Below are 17,835 nucleotides of genomic sequence, written 5' to 3'. Positions count from 1 at the left end.
CGCCACCAGGGGCCCCCTTGCGCCACCACACGACCGCCACAGCCGACGGGGCCGCCTGTGCCGCGCACCGGCGGCCGCCCCGCGGGCGAGAGGGAAACGCAGCGACACGGACACACCCCCGTACGGGCCGGCCCTGCGCCTGCCCGTATCCACTCCTGAGCAGGGAAAATCTTGCGAAAATTGCCAAAGAAGGCGTACGCCACCCCCGTTGCCCTCGCGGCCGCCGTCGCCCTGACGGCGGGCTTGACCGGCCCCGCGTCGGCTGCCCCCGGCGGCCCGGACACGGCCCCCGCGCCCTTGGCCAAGGGCCTCACGGCGGACGGCAGGACCGTGCACACCGTCCCCCTGGTCACCGGCGACCGGGTCCTCGTGGACTCCCGCGGCCGGGTCGGCGGCATCCAACGGGCCAAGGGCCGGGAGGACATACCCTTCTTCACCCAGGTCCACGACGGCCGCACCTACGTGGTGCCGCGTGACGCCCGGAAGCTGATCGCCGACGGCACGCTGGACCAGCGGCTGTTCGACATCACCGAACTCGCCAAGCCGGAGAGCCGCGAGGCCCACCGGGCCGGGCTCAAGGTGATCGTCGGATACCGGGGAGCCGCGGCCCAGTCCGCCCGCGCGCACGTGCGGGCCTCCGACGGCACCACCGTCCGCCGGACCCTGTCGGCCCTCGACGCCGACGCCGTCACCAGCGTCACCGACAGCACGGGCGCACTGTGGGACGCCCTGACCCGCCCGCAGGGCGACGGCACGGCCGCCACCACCTCCGGCATCGCGCAGATCTGGCTGGACGGCGTGCGGAAGGCGTCGCTCGACCGCAGCACCGGCCGGATCGGCGCCCCGGCGGCCTGGGCCCGTTCGTACGACGGCACCGGTGTGAAGATCGCCGTCGCGGACTCCGGGATCGACGCCACCCATCCGGACCTGGCGGGACGGGTGGTCGCGGAACGCAACTTCAGCGCCTCCCCGGACACCCGGGACCGTGTCGGGCACGGAACCCACGTGGCCTCCATCGCGGCCGGCACGGGGACCAAGGACGCCCGGTTCAAGGGCGTCGCGCCCGGAGCACAGCTGATCAACGCCAAGGTGCTGGACGACCGGGGGACCGGCGACGACTCCGGCATCATCGCCGGGGTCGACTGGGCCGTGGCCCAGGGCGCCGACATCATCAACATGAGCCTGGGCGGCCCCGACACCCCCGGGATCGACCCGATGGAAGCCCAGATCAACAAGCTCTCCGCCGAGAAGGGCGTCCTGTTCGCCGTCGCCGCGGGCAACAGCGGCCCGGGCCGGGGCACGGTCGACTCCCCGGGCAGTGCCGACGAAGCCCTGACCGTCGGCGCCGTCGACGACAACGACGCGATCGCCGACTTCTCCGCAGTGGGCCCCCGCACCGGCGACCACGCCGTCAAGCCCGACATCACCGCACCGGGCGTGGAGATCACGGCAGCCGCCGCGGAGGGCACCGGGGGACAGGACCCGCTCGGATACGTCAGCAAGAGCGGTACGTCGATGGCCACCCCGCACGTCGCGGGCGCCGCCGCCGTCCTCAAGCAGAAGAACCCCACCTGGACGGGCGCACGGATCAAGGCCGCCCTGACGGGATCCGCCAAGGACGGCGCCCACACGGTCTTCCAGCAGGGCGCGGGCCGCCTCGCGGTCGACCAGGCGATCGACCAGAGCGTCGTCTCCGAACCGGCCTCGATCAGCCTGGGCACCCAGCAGTGGCCCCACACCGACGACACACCCGTCACCCGGCAGGTGACCTACCGCAACAACGGCACCACCGCGCTCACGCTGGACCTGTCGCTGACCCCGCCCACCGGCGGCGACGCACAGCCCGCCCCGGCAGGGTTCTTCACCCTCGGAGCGCAGCGGATCACGGTCCCCGCGGGCGGTACCGCCGCCGTCGGCCTGACCGCCGACACCCGGCTCGGCGCCGCCGACGGCTCGTACTCCACCACGGTCCTCGCGTCCGGAGCCGGCAAGAGCGTACGCACCGCGGCAGCGGTGGAACGCGAGGCCGAGTCGTACGACGTCACCTTCAAGACCCTCGGACGCGACGGCGCGCCCAGCACCTCCTGGCAGGCCGACCTGAAGGGCTACGAAGGCCTCGCCGCGGGCTGGCGGACCTTCCCCGACCTGTCCTCGGGCTCCGCCACGGTCCGGCTGCCCCGCGGCACCTACAACCTGTCGGCCGACATGCTCGTGGACCCCGCCGCCCCGGGTAAGGGTGCCGACCTCCTCAACCACCCGCAGTTCTCGGTGACCGGCCCCACCACCGTCACCCTCGACGCCCGGACCACCCGGCCGGTGACGGTCAAGGTGCCGGACGGCAAGGCCCGCTCGACGCGCGCCGGGATGATGTACACCCTGAGCACGCCCGAGACGTTCCTCATCGAGGGAGTCGAGCTCACCGCCTTCGACAACCTGCGCACCGGGTACCTCGGCCCCCGGATGGCCGACGGCGCCCTCACCCAGCAGTGGTCCGCCCACTGGGAGCACGGCGCCACCGAGTACAACGTCCTCACGGGCGGCCCGGTCCGGGAACTGGCCACCGGCTACGGCAAGACGTACCGGACCAAGGACATGGCCCTGGTGAAGGCGAGGACCGGCTCGTCCGTACCCGGCCTCGAAGGCGGCCTCGCGGCGCACGGCATCCTGGACAACGGGGGCGGCGTCGAGGCGCCGTACTCCGTGCGGCCGGCGCCGGGGACGCGGAACGTGTACCTGTCCACGGGGGACGGGGCCGCCTGGAACATCGCCGCGGGCATCCTGGGCGCGGCGGACCCGGCGGGCTTCCGGAGCTTCGACTCGGTCTACCAGCTCGGCGAGCCGCGGCGCTTCGCGGCCGGGAAGACCTACACCGAGGACTTCAACACCGGCGTACAGGGACCGCTGCTGAACGCGAACGACGGGATCGTGCGCGACGGCGACGACATCTACGGGTCGCTGATGCTGGCCGCTGACGGGGCGGGCCATTCCGGCTTCGTCCGGTACGCGGGCGCGAGCACCACCATCCACCGCGACGGCGTGCCGTACGCGAAGAAGGACGCCGCCATCGACCAGGCGTCCTTCACCCTGCCCCCGGAGTCCGCCGCGTACACGGTGGAGACCACGATCGACCGGAACCCGGCGTACAACCGCGCCGGGACCCGCATCGACGCCTCGTGGACCTTCACCTCGGCCCGTACCGACATCCCGACGAAGCTTCCGGTCTCCACGGTCCGCTTCCTGCCGCGCCTGGCGCCGGACGCCACCGTCCCGGCGGGCGCGAAGCAGACCTTCCCCGTCCTGGTGCAGGGCGCGGCGGCGGGCGCCAACCTGAAGACCCTCCAGGTCCTGGTGTCGTACGACGGCAAGAACTGGACGCCCGCCCCGGTCGACGCGGACAAGATCACGGTACGCACTCCCGAGAAGGGCAAGGCGATCTCACTGAAGGCCGTCGTCACCGACAAGGACGACAACCGGTCGACGGTCACGATCCACAACGCCTACTTCGGCAGGTGAGCCACCCCGGGGCCGGAACCCGCGCGCACGCCGTGACCGGCTGACACCCGGCCCGGCACGGCCCGGCCCGTGCGGCCCGGGAGGGCGGCGGCCCGCCGGAACTCCGGTTCCGGCGGGCCGTTCCGCCGCCGCGGAGCTCCGCGAGGGCATTGCCGCCCACCGGCCGAACGGGTGGGGGGCCGCATGACCCCCACGGCCGAGGGCAGGCGACAACGGTATGAACCAGCAGAAGCCGACCGCGCCACCGGCTCCAGCCGTTGCAACGACGGCTGCCGGCCGACCGTGACCACGCCGTCCGCCGCCCGCCGCACCGTCGCCGACCTCCTGGACCGCGCGGGCATCAGCCTCGACAGCGTCACCGCGGCCGACGCCCTGCTGGTCGCGACGGAACTCGTCACGAACGCGATACGCCACGGCGGCGGCATCACCCGCTTCCACACCGCCGTCACGGACGACGCCCTGCACCTGTCCGTCAGCGACGCGAACCCCCGCGCACCCTTCCCCCGCCCCACCGCCCCGGGCCGCCCGGGAGGGTACGGATGGCCGCTCGTCCAGCGCCTCACCGAACGCATCGACGTCCGCGCCCGCCCCGGCGGCAAGACCATCCACGCCGTCCTGCGCCTGCTCTGAGCAGGAAAGGGAAACCACGGACCGGAGGAACCACGGACCGGAGGAACCACGGACCGGAGGAACCCCGGACCAGCGAACGGCACGGTCAGGCGGCGCGGATGCCGTCACGGCGACGGCGGCTACCGGGACCGCCGGTGACCGGCCCGGCGACGGCGGCCCCGCCGGGGTCGCACACGGCCGGCCCCGCAGGCCTGCGGGGCCCCGGACCGGTGCGGACGGCCCGGGTGCCGCATCGGCCGGGGGCGCGCAGAGTGGGGCTTGAGGACGCACGGCCACCGCCGCGACGCCGGACACGGCACGGGGCCCGGGCCGTGCCGCGGTGCAAGCGCTCAGGCGCGGACCAGTGAGGATGCCGATGGCCCAGCCGGCCCAGTCTCCCGAACCCCCTGCGGACCACGTCATCGTCCTGTTCGGCGCCACGGGCGACCTCGCCCGGCGCAAGCTGCTGCCCGGCCTGTTCCACCTGGCGCGAGCCGGGCTGATGCCGCGGCGCTACCGCATCGTGGGCACGGCGCCGGCGGCGCAGGCCCTCACCGATCAGGAGTTCCGGGCCCACGCACAGCAGGCCGTGGCGGAATTCGGGCGTTCGCGGCCCGAGGGGCCGGCCTGGGAGGCGTTCGCGGCCGCCCTGTCCTTCGGCGCGGCCGGCACAGGAGCCGCCGACCCCCTGATCCGGGCGGTGCGCGAGGCCGAATCCGCCCTCGGGGGCGAACCGCGCCGGCTCTTCCACCTCGCCGTGCCTCCGGTCGCGTTCACCTCGATGATCGACCTGCTCGGCGCGACGGGGCTCGCCGAGGGCGGCCGGGTCATCGTGGAGAAGCCGTTCGGCACCGACCTCGCGTCCGCCCGCGCGCTCAACGCCGCCATCCACGCCGTCTTCGACGAGTCACGGGTGTTCCGCATCGACCACTTCCTCGGCAAGGAGGCCGTCGACAACGTCCTGGCGCTCCGCTTCGCCAACGGCCTCTTCGAGCCGCTGTGGAACCGCGAGCACATCAGCCACGTACAGATCGACGTGCCCGAGCACATCGACATCCAGGGCCGGGCCGGCTTCTTCGAGGGCACCGGAACCTTCCGCGACATGGTGGTCACCCACCTGTTCCAGCTGCTCGGGTTCCTCGCCATGGAACCGCCGGTCGCCCTGGAGGCGGACGCGCTCCGCGACGAGCAGGTCAAGGTCTTCCACAGCATGCGCGCCCTGGACCCCGCGCACGTCGTCCGCGGCCAGTACACCGGCTACCGCGACGAGCAGGGCGTGGATCCGGCGTCGGACACCGAGACGTTCACGGCGCTGCGCGTCGAGATCGACAACTGGCGCTGGGCGGGCGTGCCCTTCCACCTGCGTACGGGAAAGGCCCTGGCCGAGGGCCGCCACGTGGTCACGCTCGGCCTGCGCGAGCCGGTCCTGCGGATGTTCCCGCTGGACGCGCGGGCCGCCGCGGACGGCCGGAGCAACGAACTCGTCATCGACTTCGACGATCCGGGCTCCATCACCGCCCGGTTCCTGGTCAAGGAGCCGGGCCCGTCGATGCAGCTCGCCGACGCCGCCATGGTCTTCACCTACCGCACCTCGTTCGCCGCACAGAACTTCCTGGAGGGGTACGAGCACCTCCTCCTGGAGGCCATGCACGGCAACCAGTCCCTGTTCACGCGGTCCGACGGCGTCGAACGGCTCTGGGAGGTGGCCGCCCCGCTGCTCGACGCGCCGCCGGCGGTGCAACCGTACGCGCCCGGGAGCTGGGGGCCGGACGGCATCGACGCCCTCGTCACCCCCTACCGCTGGCACCTGCCCGACTGACCTCAGGCCGGCAGAGAGGATCAGTGCTCGCAGAGGGAGAATTCTCGTTCGTAGAGCTGCTCGTTGTGTTCGTCGACGAAGAACTTGCGTTCCTGCATGAGCTGTTCGCGGTAGTTCTCGGCCTGTTGGAGCGTCATGGTCGAGGTGGCGGACCACGGTTGCTGCGGTGGCACGTCGGATGTCGAGACGATCGTCTCCGACGGGTCGACCAGGAAGAACGCGAGAATCTTGCGATGCCCCGGGCGGGTGGGGTCTTCGAGGCGGAACGGGCCGACGCGGTGTTGCAGGACGTTCGGGAACGCCAGGCAGCGGCCCGCCGGGGTCGACGCCGATCCCAGCACCTGGTTCAGCGCGTCCTCGTCCTCCAGGCCGTAGACCTCGCGCAGGCCGCTGTCGTCGTTCTGTTCGTAGTCCGGGTCGTCGAGTGCCGCCCGGAAACTCAGCCGGCTTGCGGTGATGTTCTCGCTGTCCCAGTAGTAGATGCCGGTCGAGACGATCCGCTCGTTCATCATCCCCTCGACGTGCCAGGAACCACCGGGGTACTCGGGCTTGTCCGGGGTGAGGTGAATGACGGCGAGCTTGACGATGACCTGGAGACGGCGGCCGCGCAGGTCGACCCGGGCGGATTCGCCGGGCGGCTCGGGCGGGGTGAAGGCCGGGGCGTCCGGGACGGCCGGACGGCGGTTCCCCCACCAGTCGTCCAGGGCCTCTTCCCAGGCGCGGCGGGCCTCCGCGTAGGCCCCGTCATCGCTGTAGGAGGCTTGGTTCGGCCGCTCCGGCTTCGATTCGTACCACCCGTAGGGATCGGCTTCGATCCGCGGGGGCCGCGGATGGCGCAGAGAGGTGAGCACGTTCTCCAGCAGCGGAAGCATGCGCGCGAACAAGTCCGGCAGGACGGAGTCCAGTTCGCGGTGCATCCCGGGGTGGACGTTGTTGACGTACGAACGGAAGGTGACATCGCCGTCCTCACTGACGTCGACGTCCGTGGGCAGCCACTGGAACTTCTCCGAGAATTCGTATGCCGAGTAGCGGTCCGTCGGGTTGTGCCAAGCCCGCTCGGGTGCGCCGCTCACCTCCCGTACCAGGCAGAACAGTGAGGGGTGAACCAGATCCAGTACCTGACCGTCGGATCCGGGATGCCAGTCCTGTTCTGCTGCGGGGACCTCTTCCAGAACCCGGACCGCTTCGCGCAGCCGGGACCGGAGCGTGTCGTCGACCAGCGTGTCCGACTGCCACACGCCGTCGACGGCCGACACCTCGACGCCGGTCCGCCCGTCCCGCAGCGCGGCGTAATAGCCGAGTTCGGCCAGCACGTAGCGGACCTGTGCTTCGGTGAGGCCCTGGGCGACCGCTTCCCGCGTCCACCTGCCGACGACGTCGGCATCGTTCATCTTGTCGAACCATCCCGGCTTCGCCCGGATGTGCGAACTGCACTGCATCATCTGGAGTTCCCGCAGTGTTCGGGGCGTCGCGAACGATATGGAACGGGAAGCGTGAAAGGGCAGCGGGAAAGCGGACAGGGCAGACAATTCTCTTGGTCCTCCGAGTCGGTGTGCGGTGGCGGGAAGGATACGTCAGCGCACCGACACCGCAGCCCTGGTCCCTGTCGTGGCCGGGGTCAGCGCCGACCGGCCGCGCGGGGCCGGTGGATCTCGGTGCGCCCCCTGTCGATGAGCTCTCGTCCCGCTGTCCGCAGCCGGGTGTCCATCAGCGCTTTGCCGTCTGCTTCCTGCTTCATGCCGCGGAGCACTTTGACCCCGCCGCTGATCTTGCCCATCGGATCCTCCCTCGGAACGGTGGAAGACGGCGTCGCCGCCCATCCCGCCCGCTGCGTCCACCGCGGGCGAACGGTGCATAGACGTTATTACCGTCACATGCCCGAAAAAACGCACATAGAGCAGCTGATGTGTTCGGGAGCACGCCGGGGGAGTGCTGGGACCCGGGCCTTGCGGGGTAGGCCGTGTGAAGGGCGTGGCGGGGCGTCGGGCCCGGGCGGGCGCCGTGCAGACGACCATGGAGCGGTACGGGCCCCGTCGGGAGTCCCGACCGAAAACGGAGGAGTGAACGGATGCGACACGAACGAGCCGGGCAGCCGGCGCGGGCGCAGGACCTCATCGACGTGTCCCGCCTGGTGACCGCGTACTACGCCCTGCACCCCGACCCCGCCGATCCGGCCCAACGCGTCAGTTTCGGCACCTCGGGGCACCGGGGTTCGTCCCTCGACACGGCCTTCAACGAGGACCACATCGCCGCGACGAGCCAGGCCATCTGCGAATACCGGGCCCGACAGGGAGTGGACGGACCGCTGTTCCTCGGCGCCGACACCCACGCCCTGTCCGAACCCGCCCGCGTCACCGCCATCGAGGTGTTCGCCGCCAACGGCGTGAGCGTCCTCATCGACACCACCGACGGCTACACCCCCACCCCCGCCGTCTCCCACGCCATCCTGGCCCACAACCGCGGCCGCACCGGAGCCCTCGCCGACGGGGTGGTCGTCACGCCCTCCCACAACCCGCCCCGCGACGGCGGCTTCAAGTACAACCCGCCCCACGGCGGGCCCGCCGGATCCGAGGCGACCGACTGGGTCCAGGAACGGGCCAACGAGATCATCACCGGCGGCTCGAAGGAGGTACGGAGAACCCCGTACGCACGCGCCCTCGCGGCCGCCACCACCGGCAGGTACGACTTCCTGGGCACCTACGTCCGCGACCTCCCCTCCGTACTCGACCTGGACGCCGTCCGCGCGGCGGGCGTGCGCATCGGCGCCGACCCGCTGGGCGGTGCCTCCGTCGCCTACTGGGGGCGCATCGCCGAGGAGCACCGCCTGGACCTGACCGTCACCAACCCGGAGACCGACCCCACCTGGCGGTTCATGACGCTGGACTGGGACGGGAAGATCCGGATGGACTGCTCCTCCCCGTACGCGATGGCCTCCCTGATCGAGGGAAGGGACCGCTTCGACCTCACGACCGGCAACGACGCCGACGCCGACCGGCACGGCATCGTCACGCCGGACGGCGGACTGATGAACCCCAACCACTACCTCGCCACCGCGATCGACTACCTCTACCGCCACCGCGAGGGCTGGCCGCAGGCCGCGGGCATCGGCAAGACGCTCGTGTCCTCGGGGATGATCGACCGGGTGGCCGCCGACCTCGGACGCCAACTCGTCGAAGTACCCGTCGGCTTCAAGTGGTTCGTGGACGGCCTGGCCGGCGGCACCCTCGGCTTCGGCGGCGAGGAGTCCGCCGGCGCATCCTTCCTGCGCCGCGACGGCTCGGTGTGGACCACCGACAAGGACGGCATCCTCCTCGCCCTGCTCGCCTCGGAGATCCTGGCGGTGACGGGACAGAGCCCCTCCGAGCGGTACACCGGGCTCACCGCCAGGTTCGGCGAACCCGCGTACGCACGCATCGACGCACCGGCCACCCGGGAGGAGAAGGCCGTGCTCGGCCGCCTTTCCCCGGACCAGGTCACCGCGGACACCCTGGCCGGCGACCCGGTCACCGGCGTACTGACGAACGCCCCCGGCAACGGCGCGGCCTTCGGCGGGATCAAGGTGAGCACCGACCGCGCCTGGTTCGCGGCCCGCCCCTCGGGCACCGAGGACGTGTACAAGATCTACGCGGAGTCGTTCGACGGCCCCGAGCACCTCGCCGAGGTCCAGGAAGCGGCACGGTCCGTGGTCTCGGCTGCGCTCTCCGCCTGACCCGCGGCACCCGCGCGGGCGCCGTACCCCGCCCTGCCCGGGCCCGGCGGCGGGGCGGGGCGCGAACACCTCGGGGAGGCGTGCCGAGGTCCACGGGCCGACCCCGGACGACACGGCCTCGACCCCTTACACCGCCCGATTTCCCTGTGCGGGCGTGGCGGTCAGGACCAGGACGGCCTGGTCGTCGTCGATGCCGTGGCCGCCGGTGAAGGCGCGAACGGCCCGGTTCAGCGTGTCGATGATGTGCTGCGGGGACGGCTGCCGCCGTACGCCGGCGACAGCCTCGGCGAGGCGGTCTTCGCCGAACTGGTCGCCGCTGCCGTCACGGGCTTCGGTGATGCCGTCCGTGTAGAGCAGGAGGCTCTCCTGCGGCCGCAGGAGAAGACGGCGCAGGGTGACGTCGGCGTCACGGGCGATGCCGAGCAGGGAGCCGGGAACGTCGACGGTGTGGACGCGGTGCCCGGCGTCGAGGTGGAGGGGCAGGGTGTGTCCGGCGCGCACCAGCTCGATGTCCAGGCCGTCGGGGGTGGGGGTGAGCTGGCCGTAGGTGAGGGTGACGAAGCCGGTGCCGTGGCTGCCGGGGCGGTTGATCAGGGCCCGGTTGACGGCGTGGACGACAGCCTCGGGCCCGGGCAGCAGGGGGGCGACGGCGCGGGCGGTGTGGCGGACCAGCGCGGTGGTGGTCGCGGCGCGGGCCCCGCGTCCGCAGACGTCGCCGAGGAGGAACGCCCAGCGGCCGTCATCGAGGGGGAAGACGTCGTAGAAGTCCCCGCCGACGTCCAGGCCCTCCCCGGCCGGGTGGTAGTGGGTGGCGACTTCGGCGCCGGGCACGGCGGGCAGGTCGGGCAGGAGGAGGCCGGCCTGCAGGTCGCGGGCGAGGGCGACGCGGTGGGTGTACTGGCGGGCGTTGCGCGCGGCCGAGGCGCCGCGCCGGGCGAGTTCCTCGGCCAGGGCGACATGGTGCCCGTCGAAGGTGTGCTCGCCGGTGGACAGCAGGGTGACGGTACCGAAGGCTTCACCCCGCTCCAGCAGGGGGACGCAGATGTAGCCGGTGACGCCCAGCTCGTGCCAGGGCCCGGGCCCGGTGGGCGTGCGGCGCGCGACCTCGCTCACCCCCGATGCCATGACGCGGGCCACCGCGTCGTCGGCCGCGTCGTAGACGGGGATGTGGGTGGCGAGGAGGTCCTGTTGGCGCCGGGTGGGGGCGGCCGTCGCGACGCGCCGCAGCCGGCCCCCGCCGACGATGTCGACCGCGCACAGGGGCGCCAGCCTCGGGACGCAGGACGCGGCCAGGTGCCTGAGGCTCTGGGTGGCGTCCAGCTCGGACCCCAGGGCGGTACTGACCTCCAGCAGGAAGGCCAGGTCATCGCGGGCGGCCTTCTCCCGGGCCTCCGCGGCCTGCCGGGCCTGCTCGGCCTGGTGGCGCTCGATGGCCAGGGCGGCCGTGTCGGCGAAGAGCCGGGCCAGGGCCAGGTCGGCTTCCCGCGGGACGCGCGGAACCCGGTGGTACATGGCGAAGGTGCCGAGCAGGGAACCGTCGCGGGCCAGGATCGGCGTGGACCAGCAGGCGGCGACCCCCGCCTTGACGGCCAGATCCCGGAAGTCGTCCCAGAACGCGTCGGTGGCGATATCGGTGACGATCACGCTCTCGCGCCGGTGGGCCGCCGTGCCGCAGGAGCCGACGCCCTCACCGGTGGCGATGCCGTCGATGGCCTCGTTGTAGAAGTCGGGGAGGCTGGGCGCGGCCCCGTGCCGCAGGTGGCGGCCGTCGGCGTCGGCCAGCAGCACCGACACCAGCAGCTCCTCGGGCGCGAGCTCCTCGATGACGAGCGCCATGCCCTCCAGGACCTCACCCATCGGGGCCTGGCGGGCGATCTGCTCCAGCAGCGCACGGTGCTCGGCCGTCAGCCGCCGGGCCTGCTTGACCTGGGTGGTCTCCACCCCGATGACCCGTACGCCCATGGTGTTGCCGCCGGCGTCCAGGCGGGGCTCGTAGGTGAAGTCGAAGAACGCCTCACGCGCCTGCTCGCCCTGGCCCAGCAGCATCCGGGTGTCCCGGCCGGTGTGGGCCTTCCCGGTGCGGTACACCCGGTCCAGCAGGGCGATGAAGCCCTGCCCGACGAGTTCGGGCATCAGCTGCCCCAGGGGCAGTCCGGTACGGATGCGCTCCGCACCCCCGATCGCGGCGAAGAACGCGGGGTTGGCCGCCTCCAGCATGTGCGCCGGCCCCGCCAGGGAGGCGAACACGGCGGTCGACTGCCCGAACAGGGCCCGTACGTCGTCCTCGGCCCAGCCCCCGCTCCGCACACGCGCTCCCGCCGCGGCCCCCGTCAGGCCGGCTGCCGGCTGCTCCGGAACCCGTGTCATGCGCTCTGCCCCTCGTGGTGCCGTGCCGGACGCTCGCCACCGTCGTCGGTGCCGGTGGAGCGGACCCCCTCCTGCAGGGCTTCGGATACCTTCGCGTGCACGGACAAAACCTGGTCCAGCCCCGTCAACCTGAACAGACGCGCCACCGATCCCGGCACGGAGGTCACTTTCAGCACCCGGCCCTGCGCCGACAGCCGCCGGTGCAGCTGCACCAGAGCGCCGATACCGGAGGAGTCGCAGAACGACAGCCCGGCGCAGTCGACGACCACCAGCCCCGCCCCGGCCCCCTTGACCAGCTCCGCCGCGGCAGCCTCGTGCAGTTGCACGATGCTGTCGTAATCGAGTTCCCCGCGCAGTCCCAGCACCACGCCCTGTGCGTACTGGTCGACATCCACTGCGAACACCCTGAGCGTCCTCCACGAAAAGCCCCTGCCGGCAACCCCCTCATGCTAAAGGCGCCCCTCCCGTACCCACCGCACCGGCCCTCACCCCCCACGCCCGGCCACCGCACCGCCTTCCGCGCCCGCCCCGGCCGCGTCGGCAGGGGCGAGCGGCATCCTGGCCGGCGCGGCCTACCTTCATGGTCATCGCCGTGTCCACGGCCTGGATACGCCCCTAGAAGGGCTCGGCGGCCCGCAGGAGGTCCTGCGGAAGGTAGGGGGACTCGACGCGGATCGCCCAGCCGCGGCGGCGGGCGTGGCAGGCCAGGGCCAGGACGTCGAGGTTGACGGAGACGTCCGGGCCGTCGGCGCGGTCGGCGACCTCGTAGTGGGCGCGATGGGCTTCGAGCGCATCGGCCAGGGCGAGGTTGAAGCTTTCCTCGTCACCCTCCACGAGCTGTGACAACAGCACGGCCGGCGGCATCGCGAAGCCCCAGTCCCTGGCCTTCCCGGCCTCCTGGAGCGCCCGCCGCGCGGCCGCTTCGGGCTCGGCGCCCTTCAGGTAGGCGTGGAGGGCTTCGCGGTACGCGGCGAAGGCCGAGCCGTCCGGGCGGGCGAAGACGGGGCCCGTGAGGACCAGCGGGGCGAGGTCCTCGCAGGCGCCGGTGATCAGGGCGAAGGCGGTGGCCCGCTGCCAGTTCCCGGCGCCGGCCTCCTCGCCCCGCTCGGCCGGGTAGCGCAGCGTGCGGCCGCCGATGGTCACCTCGACCTCGGTGCCCGGCTCCGCCAGCGCGATGCGGAACAGGGCCGCCCCCAGGCCGGAGGCCAGCCGGAGGGTGGCGAGCTGGGCGCCGGCGACGTCGCCGGGGTTCCCCGCCCGCCACTTGAAGAGGCGCTCCTGATCAGCCATGGCGCTGCCCAGACGCCAGACAGCAGGGGGCTTTCCGTCGGCGGGGGCGAACGCCTCTCGCAAGCGCTCCCCGTACGTGGCTTCGATGTGCGCGACCCCCTCCCGCTCGCAGGCCGGCCGTTCCACCACCAGCGGGCCCGCGGCGACCGCGTCGGGCCTCCGGCTCCGTCCGAACCCCGCGACCCGCGGGCCCCGGGTCTCGAAGTCCGTGACCAGGGCGTGCGGGAGGTAGCCGGTGCGCACGGCCGGTGCCCAGCCCAGCGTCCGGTACGCGAGCGCGGCGAGAGCGATGGGGACGAGCGGGAGCAGCGTGCTCGCGGAGGCCGCGGGGCCCTGCAGGGCGGCGTGCCCGGCCAGGAGGCCGGCGAGCCCGCCCTCGAAAGCCTCCCGGTCCTCGACGACCAGCGCGCGCAGCGCGTGGAGCGCCGCACTGTCCGGCCGGTCCAGGAGGGGCCGGCCGGTCTCCGCGGCGCGGGCGCGGACACGGTCCAGGGCCGCGTCGACGGCGGCGAGCTTGGCCCGCGCGCTCGGCGGGTACTCCTCGTCGTCGCCCGTGTCGTCCAGGACCACGGCCGTCAACCCGGTGGCGAGCTCGCCGGCGGGCGTGCCCTGGTCTGACCGCTCGGCCTGACTACCTGGTGGCGCGCAGGTTCCAGGTGGTCAGCTGGCCCTCGATCAGCCCGTAACTGCCCTCGTCGTAGCGGGTCGCGGTGACTTTCAGCAGGCCGATCGGGGACTTCTCGTTGACGAGGCACACGCTGTCGCCCTCCGCCACGACAACCGCGTCGCGCGACTGGCCGGCAAGGAGGTCCTTACACCCCTGCGGCGTGGGATCCCCGGTGTTCTCCCACAGGGCGACGGTCCCCTTGACCTCCATCGAACTGGACCCGCTGCGCCCGGCCGCGGGCCGGACGCCGAGGCTGGTGCCCTTGCTCGGCGGCACCTGGGAGAGGTCGATGCCCTCCAGCCCGAGCACCACCTTGCCCGACCACCGGACGGCCGCGGCCCCGCCGGCGCCTGTCGCAGGGCCCGGGGCCGGAGGGAGGCCGGCGGAGCTCTGCGCGGGCTGCTCGCCGACGGAGGACGAAGAAGGCGGCGGCACGGCCGCCGGCTGGGGCGACCCGTTGGAAAAGGCGGCGACGGCAGTCGCCACGCCGGCGATGGCACTCACCACGGCGGCCCCGGCCGCCCAGATCTTGGCCCGGGAGGGGCTCGCGGCTGCCGGCGGCACGTACGGCGGCGAAGCCGGCTGCTGCGGCGGATTCTCCATGCGACGTCCCCTCGGCATTCCCCGATCGGCCCATCGGACCGGCAATCCCCGTGACGATAGCAATTCCCCTTCGCCACCAGGAACATGGTCGTCTCGCAAGCCGGGACGTCGAAGCCGTCCCCAGCACATAGGAGGCCGAGCCCACGGTCTTCAGGCCCCCGGCTCCGGGAACCGGGCCGGGGGACGGTCCCGGCCGGGGTCGGGGGCAGTCCGGCCCATTGCGGGAACTGGGTGTCGATCAGGCGCCTACCAGCGGGTCACTTTCGCCAGAACAGGTGGTGCGCCACTCCGCTCGGGCTGGGAACGATGTCGAGGTGGAACCGGTCGAGCAGCTCATCGGGGGACTCCCAAAGCCGTACTCCGGACCCGAACGTCACCGGCGAGACCACCACGTGCAGGGTGTCGACGAGGTCTGCGTCGAGGAACTGCCGGATGGTGGTGGCCCCGCCGCCGAGTCGGACGTCCTTGCCCTGTGCCGCTTCCCGGGCCTGCTCGAGGACCGTGGCCGGGTCGCCGTCGACGAAGTGGAACGTGGTGTCGGAGAGCGTGAACGAAGGGCGCTGGTGGTGGGTCATGACGAACACCGGGGTGCGGAAAGGGGGCTCCTCACCCCACCAGCCCTGCCACTCATGGTCCTGCCAGGGCCCGCGCTGGGGCCCGAACTTGTTGCGGCCCATGATCTCGGCGCCGATGTTGCGCGCGTAGTCCCGCGTCAAATAGTCGTCCAGGCCCCGGCTCCCCCCGGGGTCGGTGCGCATGGGCCAGCTCGCCGTGGCCCCCGCCCAGGCGAACAGCCTCGCGGGCTCGACATGACCGAACGGCCTCTCGAGCGTCTGGTCATCACCGGCACCGATGCCGTCACTCGAGACGTTGAAGTTCTGGACTCTCAACAGCTGGGCCACGCGTTCCTCCTGTGACGGGGTGACAGCAGTGGTGGGACTCTCCGGGCGAGGCAGACTCATCGCTACCTCCGCGACCGGTCAGAAGATCAGCTGCCCAGCGTACCGATCTGTGAGGTTTGCGCCGTTCAGGCAGGCTCCGGAACCTCGAAGGAGCTGCCACGGACACCGGGCGGCCCACGCGGTGACGTCATTCCTCGCAGACATTCCGCGCCCAAGACGCCGCAGGACTGATGCGTTCTCGGTTCGCGAGATGAGCGGTTCACCCTGTTGCGGCGGTACTTGGCCGGTGTGCCCCTGGTGATTGCGGGGGCAACAGGCGCATCTCCGAACGAGCGGCCAGAGGGGAAAGGCGGTGGCACGTGCGTGCGACCCGGGTCTGACGCCGGTCGGTCCCGGGTCTGAGACGAACCCGTGATGAGTTACGGATCACGGCGGATGGCCCGGACGGGGACCGGCGCAAGGATGGGGCCGGCCCCGCCAACGGGGCCCTCAACCACGCGGAGAGCCCCATGACTTCAATGCCCCGCCCCAGGACGATGGTCCTCCCGGCCCTGCTCGCCGCCCTCGCCGTCGGCTTACCCCTGAGTGCTGCGCCCGTCGCCTCCGCCGAGCAGCGTGCGGACAAGACCGGGTACGCGAGCGTCACGGGGAGCGGGGGGTTCGTCCTCCCCTACTACCCGGACGACGACGTCCGCTCGTTCAGCTGGGCTTCTCCTGGAACGGCGTGAACCTGCTGCCGAGCGGCGACGCCGTTCCCGCGGAAGCCCAGGTCGGCACCTGCATGGCCCCCGCCGCGTACGCCCCGGTGACCAAGGGCGGCTACACGGTCAGGCATGCCGAACTGCTGCCCCTGCCGAAGAACTGACGGGCCGGCCGTCCCCCTCGGATCACCTGGCTGACCGGATGGGATGAAGACGGCCCCGGGCCGGCCGACCAGCTGCGCGGCGTCCTGGGCGATGACATTCCGGCCGAGCTGACGGGGGGCCTCCCGCACCTGGGCCGCATGACCTCGGGAGCCCGCCAGGCCGTCGCTGCGAACGTCGCACATACGAAGGCGCAGAGCCACCGGCCGGTGGGCGGACATGCTTCCTACGACGCCCCAGGCCCTGGTGCGTGCCGCGATCCTCTCCTGCCCGTCCTGCCCGGCAGCATCCAGCCGGCCTGGCCCGCGCCGAGCCCGTGTCATGCACGCCAGTCGACCCGGTGTCGCAGCACTGTTGGCCGGTGTCGGGACGTTGCCGGGCCCTGGTGCGCGGGTGGCGGCCGGGCAGGCTAGTTTGCTGGGATGAGTCTTCTAGATGATGTGGCCGAGCGTGACGGCTGGCGGTGCTGGGTGTGTGACGAGCCGGTCGACCCCGACGAGTCGGTGAACGACCCGCGGGGGCCCAGTGTCGACAGCCGGACCGCCGACCGGAAGGCCAAGGTCGCCGAGCGGCTCGCGCACCGCGGGTGCAATACCCGCAAGGGTGCGGTCAAGGCGGTCATCGCCTGGCCGGAGCGCCTGTACGTAGTCGAACCCGCGCCGCTGATCGCCGTTGCCGACAGGCTGGGGCGCAAGGGCGGCCGCGAGATGGTGGGCCGTTGTCCGACCAGGAAGGACGCCCAAGAGGCGGCGGATTGGCTGGTGGACCGGTTCTCCCGCCTGGTACCGGGGATGCCGGTGAGCGCCGACATCGAGGCGGGCGGCGGCCAGTTCCTCGTCATCCTGGCCACCGGCCGCCGCTGACCGGGGATCACCCACGCACCCTCGCGTCGAGATGATGGTGATCTGAGTATCCAGCGCTGTGGAAGGCACGCACCGGAGGGTGGCTGAACCTTGCTGGGAGCGGGGGGTCCGCAGGTACGACCGGAAGTGTGAAACCCTCACACATCGACTGTCCCTTTGCCCAGGTTCCGGAGCAGGAGCGCGACGGCCGCCGCACGATCCTCTTCACCCGTCTGACCGCGCCGGACAGCACGCGGGCATGCGTCGGGGCCGGGACCGCAGCTGCGGTCCCGGCCCCGTGTGCGCGGGGGTCAGTGCTTGAACGTGTCCTTGACCTTTTCCTTGGCCTCCCGGGCATCGCCCTTGGCCTGCTCGGCGTGCCCCTCGGCGGTCATCCGCTCGTTGCCCGTCAGGCGGCCAGCGGTCTCCTTGAGCTTGCCCTTGGCCTGCTCGCCCTTCGCCTCGGCCTTCTGCTCACCAGACACAGCTGATCACTCCCTGCTCGATAGGAAAAGTCTTACAAACCCGTATGACCCGTAACCCCCCGCCCAAACAGCCGGCCCATTCCGACTGCCGGCGAAGCCCCCCGGCCGGCCAGTGGAATTCGCTGCTCATGGCCGCGATCCCGCTGATCGTCTGCGGCTGCCCGGG

Annotated in this window: 15 protein-coding genes; 7 read left to right on the top strand and 8 right to left on the bottom strand. The window is 72.3% G+C overall.

Annotated features, from left to right (window positions below):
- Positions 1–171: 171 nt before the first annotated feature.
- From ACFWTC_RS25760 to zwf, 3 genes are all read left to right on the top strand, one after another.
- Entirely contained in the window at positions 172–3,513 is a 3,342-nt protein-coding gene (locus ACFWTC_RS25760) for a S8 family serine peptidase (RefSeq protein WP_384028591.1), read from the top strand.
- Between the two features lie 183 nt (positions 3,514–3,696).
- Positions 3,697–4,143 carry an ATP-binding protein gene (locus tag ACFWTC_RS25755; RefSeq protein ID WP_384028593.1) on the top strand — a complete coding sequence of 149 codons (447 nt, stop codon included), beginning with the start codon at positions 3,697–3,699 and terminating at the stop codon, positions 4,141–4,143.
- 349 nt (positions 4,144–4,492) lie between these two features.
- Positions 4,493–5,941, top strand: coding sequence for a glucose-6-phosphate dehydrogenase (gene zwf, locus ACFWTC_RS25750; RefSeq protein ID WP_384028595.1), 1,449 nt, complete (start codon positions 4,493–4,495; stop codon positions 5,939–5,941).
- 20 nt (positions 5,942–5,961) lie between these two features.
- On the opposite strand, the gene ACFWTC_RS25745 is transcribed toward zwf, so the two are convergent.
- Complete coding sequence (locus ACFWTC_RS25745; RefSeq protein WP_384028597.1) at positions 5,962–7,470, bottom strand: DUF4246 domain-containing protein; 1,509 nt, start codon at positions 7,468–7,470, stop codon at positions 5,962–5,964.
- 89 nt (positions 7,471–7,559) lie between these two features.
- Positions 7,560–7,718, bottom strand: a complete 159-nt coding sequence (locus tag ACFWTC_RS25740) for a hypothetical protein (protein WP_383926555.1) — start codon at positions 7,716–7,718, stop codon at positions 7,560–7,562.
- A 291-nt stretch (positions 7,719–8,009) separates the two neighbouring features.
- On the opposite strand from ACFWTC_RS25740, the gene pgm reads away from it, so the two are divergent.
- A complete protein-coding gene (pgm, locus tag ACFWTC_RS25735) occupies positions 8,010–9,650 on the top strand; it encodes a phosphoglucomutase (alpha-D-glucose-1,6-bisphosphate-dependent) (protein ID WP_384028599.1) in 1,641 nt (546 codons plus the stop codon).
- A gap of 126 nt (positions 9,651–9,776) precedes the next feature.
- On the opposite strand, the gene ACFWTC_RS25730 is transcribed toward pgm, so the two are convergent.
- The 5 genes from ACFWTC_RS25730 to ACFWTC_RS25710 all read right to left on the bottom strand — a co-directional run bounded on the left by ACFWTC_RS25730 (position 9,777) and on the right by ACFWTC_RS25710 (position 15,479).
- On the bottom strand, positions 9,777–12,017 hold the full coding sequence (locus ACFWTC_RS25730; protein WP_383926560.1) for a SpoIIE family protein phosphatase: 2,241 nt from the start codon (positions 12,015–12,017) through the stop codon (positions 9,777–9,779).
- On the bottom strand, positions 12,014–12,412 hold the full coding sequence (locus ACFWTC_RS25725; protein ID WP_383926562.1) for an STAS domain-containing protein: 399 nt from the start codon (positions 12,410–12,412) through the stop codon (positions 12,014–12,016). The genes ACFWTC_RS25730 and ACFWTC_RS25725 overlap by 4 nt, the downstream gene beginning before the upstream one ends.
- Positions 12,413–12,632: 220 nt before the next feature.
- On the bottom strand, positions 12,633–13,877 hold the full coding sequence (locus tag ACFWTC_RS25720; protein ID WP_383926565.1) for an Imm49 family immunity protein: 1,245 nt from the start codon (positions 13,875–13,877) through the stop codon (positions 12,633–12,635).
- A gap of 61 nt (positions 13,878–13,938) precedes the next feature.
- Positions 13,939–14,577: a hypothetical protein gene (locus ACFWTC_RS25715; RefSeq protein WP_383926568.1), complete on the bottom strand. Its 639-nt coding sequence runs from the start codon at positions 14,575–14,577 to the stop codon at positions 13,939–13,941.
- A 257-nt stretch (positions 14,578–14,834) separates the two neighbouring features.
- Positions 14,835–15,479 carry a dihydrofolate reductase family protein gene (locus tag ACFWTC_RS25710; protein WP_383926570.1) on the bottom strand — a complete coding sequence of 215 codons (645 nt, stop codon included), beginning with the start codon at positions 15,477–15,479 and terminating at the stop codon, positions 14,835–14,837.
- A gap of 509 nt (positions 15,480–15,988) precedes the next feature.
- On the opposite strand from ACFWTC_RS25710, the gene ACFWTC_RS25705 reads away from it, so the two are divergent.
- The 3 genes from ACFWTC_RS25705 (at position 15,989) to ACFWTC_RS25695 (ending at position 17,205) form a co-directional block, all read left to right on the top strand.
- Complete coding sequence (locus ACFWTC_RS25705; RefSeq protein WP_383926573.1) at positions 15,989–16,207, top strand: hypothetical protein; 219 nt, start codon at positions 15,989–15,991, stop codon at positions 16,205–16,207.
- On the top strand, positions 16,204–16,344 hold the full coding sequence (locus tag ACFWTC_RS25700) for a hypothetical protein (RefSeq protein ID WP_383926576.1): 141 nt from the start codon (positions 16,204–16,206) through the stop codon (positions 16,342–16,344). The genes ACFWTC_RS25705 and ACFWTC_RS25700 overlap by 4 nt, the downstream gene beginning before the upstream one ends.
- Before the next feature lie 420 nt (positions 16,345–16,764).
- Positions 16,765–17,205, top strand: a complete 441-nt coding sequence (locus ACFWTC_RS25695; protein ID WP_383926579.1) for a hypothetical protein — start codon at positions 16,765–16,767, stop codon at positions 17,203–17,205.
- A 290-nt stretch (positions 17,206–17,495) separates the two neighbouring features.
- Here the strand turns inward: ACFWTC_RS25695 and ACFWTC_RS25690 are convergent, their stop codons facing one another.
- On the bottom strand, positions 17,496–17,669 hold the full coding sequence (locus ACFWTC_RS25690; protein ID WP_383926582.1) for a CsbD family protein: 174 nt from the start codon (positions 17,667–17,669) through the stop codon (positions 17,496–17,498).
- Positions 17,670–17,835 lie beyond the last annotated feature (166 nt).

The organism is Streptomyces sp. NPDC058619, from assembly GCF_042717785.1.
In the GTDB taxonomy this organism is placed as follows: Bacteria; Actinomycetota; Actinomycetes; order Streptomycetales; family Streptomycetaceae; genus Streptomyces.
Note: the sequence above shows the minus strand (reverse complement) of the source record. Positions and strands in the feature narration are given on the sequence as shown.

What these genes read in the sequence shown, in the direction of transcription:
- pgm (WP_384028599.1), top strand. Translation starts at nt 8,010, where the DNA reads ATGCGACACGAACGAGCCGGGCAGCCGGCGCGGGCGCAGGACCTCATC.
- ACFWTC_RS25705 (WP_383926573.1), top strand. Translation starts at nt 15,989, where the DNA reads ATGACTTCAATGCCCCGCCCCAGGACGATGGTCCTCCCGGCCCTGCTC.
- ACFWTC_RS25740 (WP_383926555.1), bottom strand. Translation starts at nt 7,718, where the DNA reads ATGGGCAAGATCAGCGGCGGGGTCAAAGTGCTCCGCGGCATGAAGCAG.
- ACFWTC_RS25715 (WP_383926568.1), bottom strand. Translation starts at nt 14,577, where the DNA reads ATGGAGAATCCGCCGCAGCAGCCGGCTTCGCCGCCGTACGTGCCGCCG.
- ACFWTC_RS25755 (WP_384028593.1), top strand. Translation starts at nt 3,697, where the DNA reads ATGACCCCCACGGCCGAGGGCAGGCGACAACGGTATGAACCAGCAGAA.
- ACFWTC_RS25730 (WP_383926560.1), bottom strand. Translation starts at nt 12,017, where the DNA reads ATGACACGGGTTCCGGAGCAGCCGGCAGCCGGCCTGACGGGGGCCGCG.
- ACFWTC_RS25695 (WP_383926579.1), top strand. Translation starts at nt 16,765, where the DNA reads ATGAGTCTTCTAGATGATGTGGCCGAGCGTGACGGCTGGCGGTGCTGG.
- zwf (WP_384028595.1), top strand. Translation starts at nt 4,493, where the DNA reads ATGCCGATGGCCCAGCCGGCCCAGTCTCCCGAACCCCCTGCGGACCAC.